General features: G+C 74.5%; 9 protein-coding genes and 1 pseudogene. 9 read left to right on the top strand and 1 reads right to left on the bottom strand.

Annotated elements, in window-relative coordinates:
- The 8 genes and pseudogenes from ACFVXK_RS35600 to hypE all read left to right on the top strand — a co-directional run.
- Positions 1 to 290: pseudogene (locus tag ACFVXK_RS35600) on the top strand (protease); the annotation flags it as partial.
- A complete protein-coding gene (locus ACFVXK_RS35595; RefSeq protein ID WP_389620549.1) occupies positions 287 to 391 on the top strand; it encodes a DUF6893 family small protein in 105 nt (34 codons plus the stop codon). The pseudogene ACFVXK_RS35600 and the gene ACFVXK_RS35595, both read left to right, overlap by 4 nt.
- 103 nt (positions 392 to 494) lie before the next feature.
- Positions 495 to 872 carry a hydrogenase maturation nickel metallochaperone HypA gene (locus ACFVXK_RS35590; RefSeq protein ID WP_389620546.1) on the top strand — a complete coding sequence of 126 codons (378 nt, stop codon included), beginning with the start codon at positions 495 to 497 and terminating at the stop codon, positions 870 to 872.
- A 2-nt stretch (positions 873 to 874) separates the two neighbouring features.
- On the top strand, positions 875 to 1,684 hold the full coding sequence (hypB, locus tag ACFVXK_RS35585; RefSeq protein ID WP_389620542.1) for a hydrogenase nickel incorporation protein HypB: 810 nt from the start codon (positions 875 to 877) through the stop codon (positions 1,682 to 1,684).
- Entirely contained in the window at positions 1,684 to 4,059 is a 2,376-nt protein-coding gene (gene hypF, locus ACFVXK_RS35580) for a carbamoyltransferase HypF (RefSeq protein WP_389620539.1), read from the top strand. The genes hypB and hypF overlap by 1 nt, the downstream gene beginning before the upstream one ends.
- Positions 4,028 to 4,396 (top strand): HypC/HybG/HupF family hydrogenase formation chaperone, encoded by a 369-nt coding sequence (locus tag ACFVXK_RS35575; protein ID WP_389620535.1) that lies wholly within the window; start codon positions 4,028 to 4,030, stop codon positions 4,394 to 4,396. Before hypF ends, ACFVXK_RS35575 begins: the two co-directional genes overlap by 32 nt.
- Entirely contained in the window at positions 4,393 to 5,565 is a 1,173-nt protein-coding gene (gene hypD, locus ACFVXK_RS35570) for a hydrogenase formation protein HypD (protein ID WP_389620532.1), read from the top strand. The genes ACFVXK_RS35575 and hypD overlap by 4 nt, the downstream gene beginning before the upstream one ends.
- Positions 5,558 to 6,619, top strand: a complete 1,062-nt coding sequence (hypE, locus tag ACFVXK_RS35565) for a hydrogenase expression/formation protein HypE (protein ID WP_389620529.1) — start codon at positions 5,558 to 5,560, stop codon at positions 6,617 to 6,619. The genes hypD and hypE overlap by 8 nt, the downstream gene beginning before the upstream one ends.
- Positions 6,620 to 6,647: 28 nt before the next feature.
- On the opposite strand, the gene ACFVXK_RS35560 is transcribed toward hypE, so the two are convergent.
- Positions 6,648 to 6,950 (bottom strand): DUF1876 domain-containing protein, encoded by a 303-nt coding sequence (locus tag ACFVXK_RS35560; protein ID WP_389620526.1) that lies wholly within the window; start codon positions 6,948 to 6,950, stop codon positions 6,648 to 6,650.
- 258 nt (positions 6,951 to 7,208) lie between these two features.
- On the opposite strand from ACFVXK_RS35560, the gene ACFVXK_RS35555 reads away from it, so the two are divergent.
- Positions 7,209 to 7,580, top strand: coding sequence for a peptidase inhibitor family I36 protein (locus ACFVXK_RS35555; protein ID WP_389620522.1), 372 nt, complete (start codon positions 7,209 to 7,211; stop codon positions 7,578 to 7,580).
- Positions 7,581 to 7,701 lie beyond the last annotated feature (121 nt).

Raw genomic sequence — 7,701 nt, 5'->3', positions numbered from 1 at the left:
CCGCCCCGGCGGGCGCCGGCCGCCCGGTGCTCGACGGCCACCACATGTCCCCCGACGCGGTCCTCGGCCTGCTGGGCACCCTGTGCGCCGGCACCGGTTCCACCCCGCCCCGGCGCACCTACGTCGTCGGCTGCGAACCGGCCCGGGTGGAGGAGGGCATCGGGCTGAGCGCGCCCGTGGCCGCCGCGGTACCGGAGGCCGTACGGATGCTCCTGGACCTCCTGCCGGCCCGGGAGGCGGAGCCCGGGCCGGGGACAAGCAACCGGTGCGAACTGAGGAGAACCCCATGAAGAAGGCCGTCGTCTGCGCAGCCGTGGCCCTGGCCGCGGCCGCCGTACTCGCCCAGACCTTCCCCGACATCAAGCGCTACCTGCGGATCCGCCGTATGTGACACCGCGCGTCCGAACGGAGTACGGGGCGGGCGGCGCGTCGGCGCGCCCGCCCCGTACCCCTGCCTCCCGCCGCTGTAATGGGGCCCGGCAGGACGGAGTCCGATGCACGAGATGTCGATCGCCATGGCCGTCGTGGACCAGGTGGCGGAGGCGGCCCCAGCCGGAGCGGCACGCTCCGTGAGCCGGGTGGAGCTGGAGATCGGGGAACTGGCCGGTGTCGTCCCCGACGCCCTGGCCTTCTCCTTCGAACTGGCCTGCACCGCCACCCCCCTCGAAGACGCCGAACTCGTCACCCACCACGTGCCGGCCCGCGCCCGCTGTGCGAGGTGCACGGGGGAGTGGGCCGTCGGCATGCCCCCCGACCTGACCTGCCCCCGCTGCGCGAAGGCCACCGCCGTCGAGCTCCTCTCCGGGCGCGAACTGCGGATCCTGCGCGTGGTCTGGGACGACGCCCTCGAACCGATCCCCGAGGAGGCCTGACCGTGTGCCGAGAGGCCGATCTGCGACGAGCGGTGCTCGCCAAGAACGACGGGGCCGCGCAGGCCCTGCGCGCCGAACTCACCGCCCGCGGAACGACGGTGGTCAACCTGCTCTCCAGCCCCGGGAGCGGGAAGACCGAGCTGCTGGAACGGGAGTTGACGCTGGCCCGGGAACGGGGCGTGTCCGTGGCCGCCCTGACGGCCGACCTGGCGACCGAGAACGACGCGACCCGCCTGGCGCGTTCGGGCGTCCCCGTCCAACAGGTCCTCACCGACGGCCTGTGCCACCTCGAAGCGCACATGCTGGGCCGCTACCTGGACGGCTGGCTCCCCGAGGACACCCGCCTGCTGTTCGTGGAGAACGTGGGCAACCTGGTCTGCCCGGCCTCCTACGACCTGGGCGAGTCCCTGCGCGTGGTCCTGGCCTCCGTGACCGAGGGGGAGGACAAGCCCCTGAAGTACCCGACCGCCTTCGGCCCGGCCCAGCTGGTGGTCATCACCAAGACCGACATCGCCGAGGCCGTCGGCTTCGACGAGGCCGCCTTCCGCGCGAACGTCCAGCGGGTCAACCCCGGCGTGCGGATCCTGCGCACCTCCGCCCGCTCGCAGGAGGGCACGGGCCTCCTCCTGGACCACGCCCTGGCCATCGCGGGGGGCACCCGCGCCCACACCCCGGTGATGTCCCGCCAGGCACACACCCACACCCACACCCACGACCTCACCCACGACCACCCCCATACGCACGGCCCCGAGGGCCCCCCGACCCCGGCCCTTCCGGACCCCGCCCCCGCGGGCACGGCCGGGCTCCACTGATGGAGGCCGCGGAACGCCGCCGCGTCACCGTCCGCGGCGTGGTCCAAGGCGTCGGGTTCCGCCCGTACGTGTACACCCGTGCCACCACCCTCGGCCTGGCCGGCCACGTCACCAACACCCCCGAGGGCGTGGTCGCCGAGGTCGAGGGCCCCCGGTCGGCGGTGGCGGCGTTCTGCGACCGCCTCGCCGCCGACGCCCCGCCCCTGGCGGTCGTCGACACCGTCGACCACCGCCCGGTCCCGGCCACCGGCGGCGCCGGCTTCACCATCGTCGCCTCCCGCACCGGCGGCCCGCCCCGCACCCTGGTCTCCCCGGACACCGCCACCTGCGCCGACTGCCTCGCCGAACTCGCCGACCCGGCCGACCGCCGCCACCGCCACCCCTTCATCACCTGCACCCACTGCGGCCCCCGCTTCACCATCGTCACCGGGCTGCCCTACGACCGGGCCCACACCACCATGGCCCGCTTCCCCATGTGCCCCGACTGCGCCCGCGAGTACGCCGACCCGGCCGACCGCCGCTTCCACGCCCAGCCCGTCGCCTGCCCGGCCTGCGGCCCCCGGCTGCGGCTGCTCACCGGCCGCCCGCCCCGCGCCACGGCCACCGCGGATCCCGTCGCCGGGGCCCGCCGGCTGCTGGCCGAAGGCGCCGTCCTCGCCGTGAAGGGCCTCGGCGGCTACCACCTCGCCTGCGACGCCGGCAACGCCGAAGCCGTGGCAGCGCTGCGCCGCCGCAAGGAACGCGGGGACAAACCCTTCGCCCTGATGGCCCGCGACCCCGCCGACATCGAGCACCTCGCCGAACTCGGCCCCGGCGAACGGGAACTGCTCACCGGAGCCGTCCGCCCCGTCGTCCTGCTCCGCCGCCGGGCCGCCACCGCCCCGGAGCTGGCCGAAGCCGTCGCCCCCGGCAGCCCCGACCTCGGCGTGATGCTCCCCTACACCCCCGTCCACCACCTGCTGCTCGGCCTGCCCGGCGACCCGCCGGGGCCCCGCCTGCTCGTCATGACCAGCGGCAACCTCTCCGGTGAACCCATCGTCACCGACGACGACGAGGCGCTGGAACGCCTCGCCCACCTCGCCGACGCCTGGCTCACCCACGACCGCCCGATCCACGTCCCCTGCGACGACTCCGTCGTGCGGCTCTGCGACGGCGAACCGCTGCTCCTGCGGCGCTCGCGCGGCTACGCCCCGCTGCCCCTCACCCTGCCCCTCCCGGTTCCCGCCACCCTCGCCTCCGGCGGTGACCTCAAGAACGCCCTCTGCCTCGGCGAGGGCCGCCGCGCCTGGCTGTCCGCCCACATCGGCGACATGGACGACCTCGCCACCCAGGACGCCTTCGCCCACGCCCAGCGCCAGCTGTCGGCCCTCACCGGCGTCGCCCCCGCCCTGCTCGCCGCCGACCGGCACCCCGGATACCGCTCCGGCCGCTGGACCCGCGACCACGCGGAGGGCCGCCCGCTGGTCCCCGTACAGCACCACCACGCACACATCGCCTCCGCCCTGGCCGAACACGGCCACGACGGCTCCGAGCGGGTCATCGGCGTCGCCTTCGACGGCACCGGCTACGGGGACGACGGCGCCGTCTGGGGCGGGGAGGTCCTCCTCGCGGACTACGCCGGCTACACCCGGTTCGCCCACCTCGCCTACGTCCCGCTGCCCGGCGGCGACGCGGCCGTCCGCCGCCCCTACCGCATGGCCCTGTCCCACCTGCGCGCCGCCGGCCTCGCCCGGACCCCGGACCTGCCCTGCACCGCCGCCTGCCCGCCCGACGAACTCCGGTTGCTGGAAACCCAGTTGGAACGCGGACTGAACTGCGCGCCCACCTCCAGCATGGGCCGCCTCTTCGACGCCGTCTCCTCCCTCGCCGGGATCCGCCAGCACGCCGGCTACGAGGCCCAGGCCGCCGTCGAACTGGAGGCCGCCGCGCTCCGGGCACCAGCCGACCGCCGTCCGTACGCCTTCGGCCTGCGCCTCCCGCCGCCCGGCACGACGGCCCCGGTCGTCGCCGATCCGGCGCCCGTGCTGGCCGCGGCGGTGGCCGACGTACGGGCGGGCGCCCCCCGTCCGCTGATCGCCGCCCGCTTCCACGCGGCGGTCGCCGCCCTGGTCGCCGACTTCTGCCTGCTCGCCCGTGCCGACCACGGCCTGGACACCGTCGCCCTGACCGGCGGGGTCTTCTGCAACACCCTGCTGTCCTCCGCCTGCGCCCGGGCGCTGCGGGCGCGGGGGTTCACCGTCCTGCGCCAGCACCGGGTGCCGCCCAACGACGGCGGCCTCGCGCTCGGCCAGCTCATGGTGGCGGCAGCCGCCGCCACGCGACACCCATCACGAGGAGAGGCCCATGTGCCTGGCGGTACCCGGCAGAGTGCTTGAGATCGGGGAGAAGGACGGCACCCGCATGGCCACCGTCGACTTCGGCGGCGTCCAGAAGGAGGTGTGCCTGGAGTACCTCCCGGACCTCCGGGTGGGCGAGTACGCCATCGTGCACGTGGGCTTCGCCCTGCAGCGGCTCGACGAGGAATCGGCCCGCAAGACCCTCGGCCTGTTCGCGGAACTCGGCATGCTCCAGGAGGAGTTCGGCGACCCCTGGGAGCAGGCCGCCCGGTTCGGCGACGAAGCGGACCCCTTCGGGGAGGACGCGGACGGGGACGGGGGCGAAGGCCGCCCGGCCGACGCGGCGGCGGCGACGCGGAAGGAAGTCCGGCAGTGAAGTACATCGAGGAATTCCAGGACCCCGGCCTCGCCCGCAGGCTCCTCGACGACATCCGCGCCACCGTCACCCGCCCCTGGGCGCTGATGGAGGTCTGCGGCGGGCAGACCCACACCATCATCCGGCACGGCATCGACCAGCTCCTGCCCGACGAGGTCGAGCTGATCCACGGCCCCGGCTGCCCGGTGTGCGTCACCCCCCTCGAAGTCATCGACAAGGCCCTGGAGATCGCCTCCCGCCCCGGGGTGATCTTCTGCTCCTTCGGGGACATGCTCCGCGTCCCCGGAACCGGCCGCGACCTCTTCCAGGTGCGCGGCGAGGGCGGCGACGTACGGGTCGTGTACTCGCCCCTCGACGCGCTCAGGATCGCCCGGCAGAACCCGGACCGCGAGGTCGTCTTCTTCGGCATCGGCTTCGAGACCACCGCCCCGCCCAACGCCATGACGGTGTACCAGGCCAGGAAGCTCGGCATCACCAACTTCAGCCTGCTCGTCTCCCACGTCCGGGTCCCCCCGGCCATCGAGGCGATCATGCGCTCGCCCAGCTGCCGGGTCCAGGGCTTCCTCGCCGCCGGTCACGTGTGCAGCGTGATGGGCACCGCCGAGTACCCGGACCTGGCGGACCGCCACCGGGTCCCCATCGTCGTCACCGGCTTCGAACCGCTGGACATCCTCGAAGGCGTACGCCGCGCCGTACGGCAGCTGGAACGCGGTGAGCACACCGTCGAGAACGCCTACCCGCGCGCCGTCCGCCCCGAGGGAAACCCGGCCGCCCTCGCCATGCTCGCCGACGTCTTCGAGGTCACCAACCGGGCCTGGCGCGGCATCGGGACCATCCCGGACAGCGGCTGGCGGCTCTCCGAGCGGTTCCGCGCGTACGACGCCGAACACCGCTTCTCCGTCACCGGCATCACCACCCGCGAGCCGGCCGCCTGCCGCAGCGGCGAGGTGCTCCAGGGGCTGATCAAGCCGCACGAGTGCGAGGCCTTCGGCACCCTGTGCACCCCGCGCAACCCGCTCGGCGCCACCATGGTCTCCAGCGAGGGCGCCTGCGCCGCGTACTACCTCTACCGGCGCCTGGAATTGCGGCCCGGGGCCGCCCGGCCCGCCACCACCCCGCCCCAGCCCACCGCCCCGACCGCCCCGCTGGAGGCGAGCCCCGTTGCCTGAGACCGCACTCGACATCACGGGCTGGACCTGTCCGGCCCCCCTGCGCGACCGGCCCCGCGTGGTGATGGGCCACGGCGGCGGCGGAGCCCTGTCGGCCGAGCTCGTCCAGCACCTGTTCGCCCCCGCCTTCGGCGGCGAGGCCCTCGCCCAGCTCGGCGACTCCGCCGCCGTGCGCCTCGGCGGGCAGCGCCTCGCCTTCTCCACCGACTCCTACGTGGTGCGCCCGCTGTTCTTCCCCGGCGGCAGCATCGGCGACCTCGCCGTCAACGGCACGGTCAACGACCTCGCCATGAGCGGGGCGGAGGCCGCCTACCTCTCCTGCGGGTTCATCCTCGAGGAGGGCGTGGAGATGGCCACCCTCGCCCGGGTCGCCGAGGACATGGGCGCCGCCGCCCGGGCCGCCGGAGTGGAGGTGGCCACCGGCGACACCAAGGTCGTCGAGATGGGCCACGGGGACGGCGTCTACGTCAACACCGCCGGGATCGGACTGATCCCCGACGGGGTCGACCTGCGCCCGCAGCGCGTCGTCCCCGGCGACGTGGTGATCGTCAGCGGGGGCATCGGCCTGCACGGGGTCGCGATCATGAGCGTCCGCGAAGGGCTGGAGTTCGGCGTCGACATCGAGAGCGACTGCGCGGCCCTCGGCGGCCTCGTCCGTACGATGCTCGCCGTCACCCCCGACCTGCACGTCCTGCGCGACCCCACCCGCGGCGGGCTCGCGGCCGCCCTGAACGAGATCGCGGCCGCCTCCGGCACCGGCGTCGTGCTGCACGAGGGACGCGTACCGGTCCCGGAGGCGGTGGCCAACGCCTGCGCCATCCTCGGGCTCGACCCGCTCTACGTCGCCAACGAGGGCAAACTGGTCGCCTTCGTCCCCCGCGAGCACGCCGAAGCCGTCCTCGACGCCATGCGCGCGCACCCGCTGGGCCGGGACGCGGCGGTCGTCGGCGAGGCCGTCGAGGCCCACCCGGGTCTGGTCGTGGCGCGCACCGGCCTCGGCGGCACCCGCGTGGTGGACCTGCCGCTGGGGGAGCAGCTGCCCCGCATCTGCTGACCGGGGCCGGAGCCCCGAGCCCGCCCGGCTACCGTCCCGGGCGGGCGTCGTCCGGCCAGCCGTACCCGGTGCGCGGCGGGGCCGGCACGGCGCCCACCGCCGCCAGGTCCCGGTCGGCGGCGCGCATCAGCCGGGCGGACAGGTCGCGCATCGCCCGGCCCGCCGCCAGCTCCTCGCCGATCGCGGGGACGTCCACGTCCTGCGGGTTGCAGCGGGCCCGGCCGCTGCCGGTGATCGTGGTCTTCCCGTTGTCCAGCACGGCCCGGGCCCTGGTCGTCCCGTCCTCCTCCACGAGGTAGAGGTCCACCCTCCACTCCTCGGCGTGCGTCATGGCCTGCCTCCTCGCCGCGTCCGGTCCCCGTTCCCAGGATCCCCCCGCGCGGGGCGCACGCAAAGCCCGCGCTTTCCGGAATTCCACCACCGGCTGACGTGAAAAGGGCTCGTGCCCCTCCCGTGCGCACTCCATCCTGAATCCCGTCCGGGCGGGGTGCCGGTCCGTTTTCCGGACCCTGGCCGAGTTCCACCGTTCGTCCCTGTCCATTCGCCGGGGAGATCCCCCGGCCGTGATTGCAAAAGGGGCACTTCTGTCATGCGCCGAATGAGTTCGCTGGCCGCCGCCGGTCTCTCCCTCGCCCTCTCCCTCGCCGCCGCACCCTTCGCGTCGGCCGCCGGGAGCCAGACCGCGGCCTACACCTGCAACTCCGGAAACTTCTGCATCTACAGCGACTGGAACGGCGGCGGCGAACGCTGCGAATGGTCTGACGCCCAGCGGGCGAACACGGCGGACAACTGCGGCTTCATCCAGCGCGGAATCAATGTCCGCTCCGTCTGGAACGGAAAGAACAACCGGGTCCAGTACTACACCCAGACCAATTACAACGCCCGCGTCGGATCCACCCCCGGAGGCGCAGGCGGAAACCTGATGGGCAGCTATCAGATCCGTTCCTTCAAGAAGCAGTAATTCCCCCGCACCGCCGGGAAACCGGGCGGCCGGCCGACCCGGTACGACGGCGGCGGGGCCGGTGCGCGCGGGGGGCGCCGCCCCACACCCCCCCCCCCCCCCCCCCCCCCAGCCCGCCCAC

The organism is Streptomyces sp. NPDC058157, assembly GCF_042884105.1.
Classification (GTDB): Bacteria; Actinomycetota; Actinomycetes; order Streptomycetales; family Streptomycetaceae; genus Streptomyces.
Note: the sequence above shows the minus strand (reverse complement) of the source record. Positions and strands in the feature narration are given on the sequence as shown.

Coding starts and splice junctions, on each gene's coding strand:
- ACFVXK_RS35590 (WP_389620546.1), top strand. CDS start 495: ATGCACGAGATGTCGATCGCCATGGCCGTCGTGGACCAGGTGGCGGAG.
- ACFVXK_RS35560 (WP_389620526.1), bottom strand. CDS start 6,950: ATGACGCACGCCGAGGAGTGGAGGGTGGACCTCTACCTCGTGGAGGAG.
- ACFVXK_RS35575 (WP_389620535.1), top strand. CDS start 4,028: ATGTGCCTGGCGGTACCCGGCAGAGTGCTTGAGATCGGGGAGAAGGAC.
- ACFVXK_RS35595 (WP_389620549.1), top strand. CDS start 287: ATGAAGAAGGCCGTCGTCTGCGCAGCCGTGGCCCTGGCCGCGGCCGCC.
- hypF (WP_389620539.1), top strand. CDS start 1,684: ATGGAGGCCGCGGAACGCCGCCGCGTCACCGTCCGCGGCGTGGTCCAA.
- ACFVXK_RS35555 (WP_389620522.1), top strand. CDS start 7,209: ATGCGCCGAATGAGTTCGCTGGCCGCCGCCGGTCTCTCCCTCGCCCTC.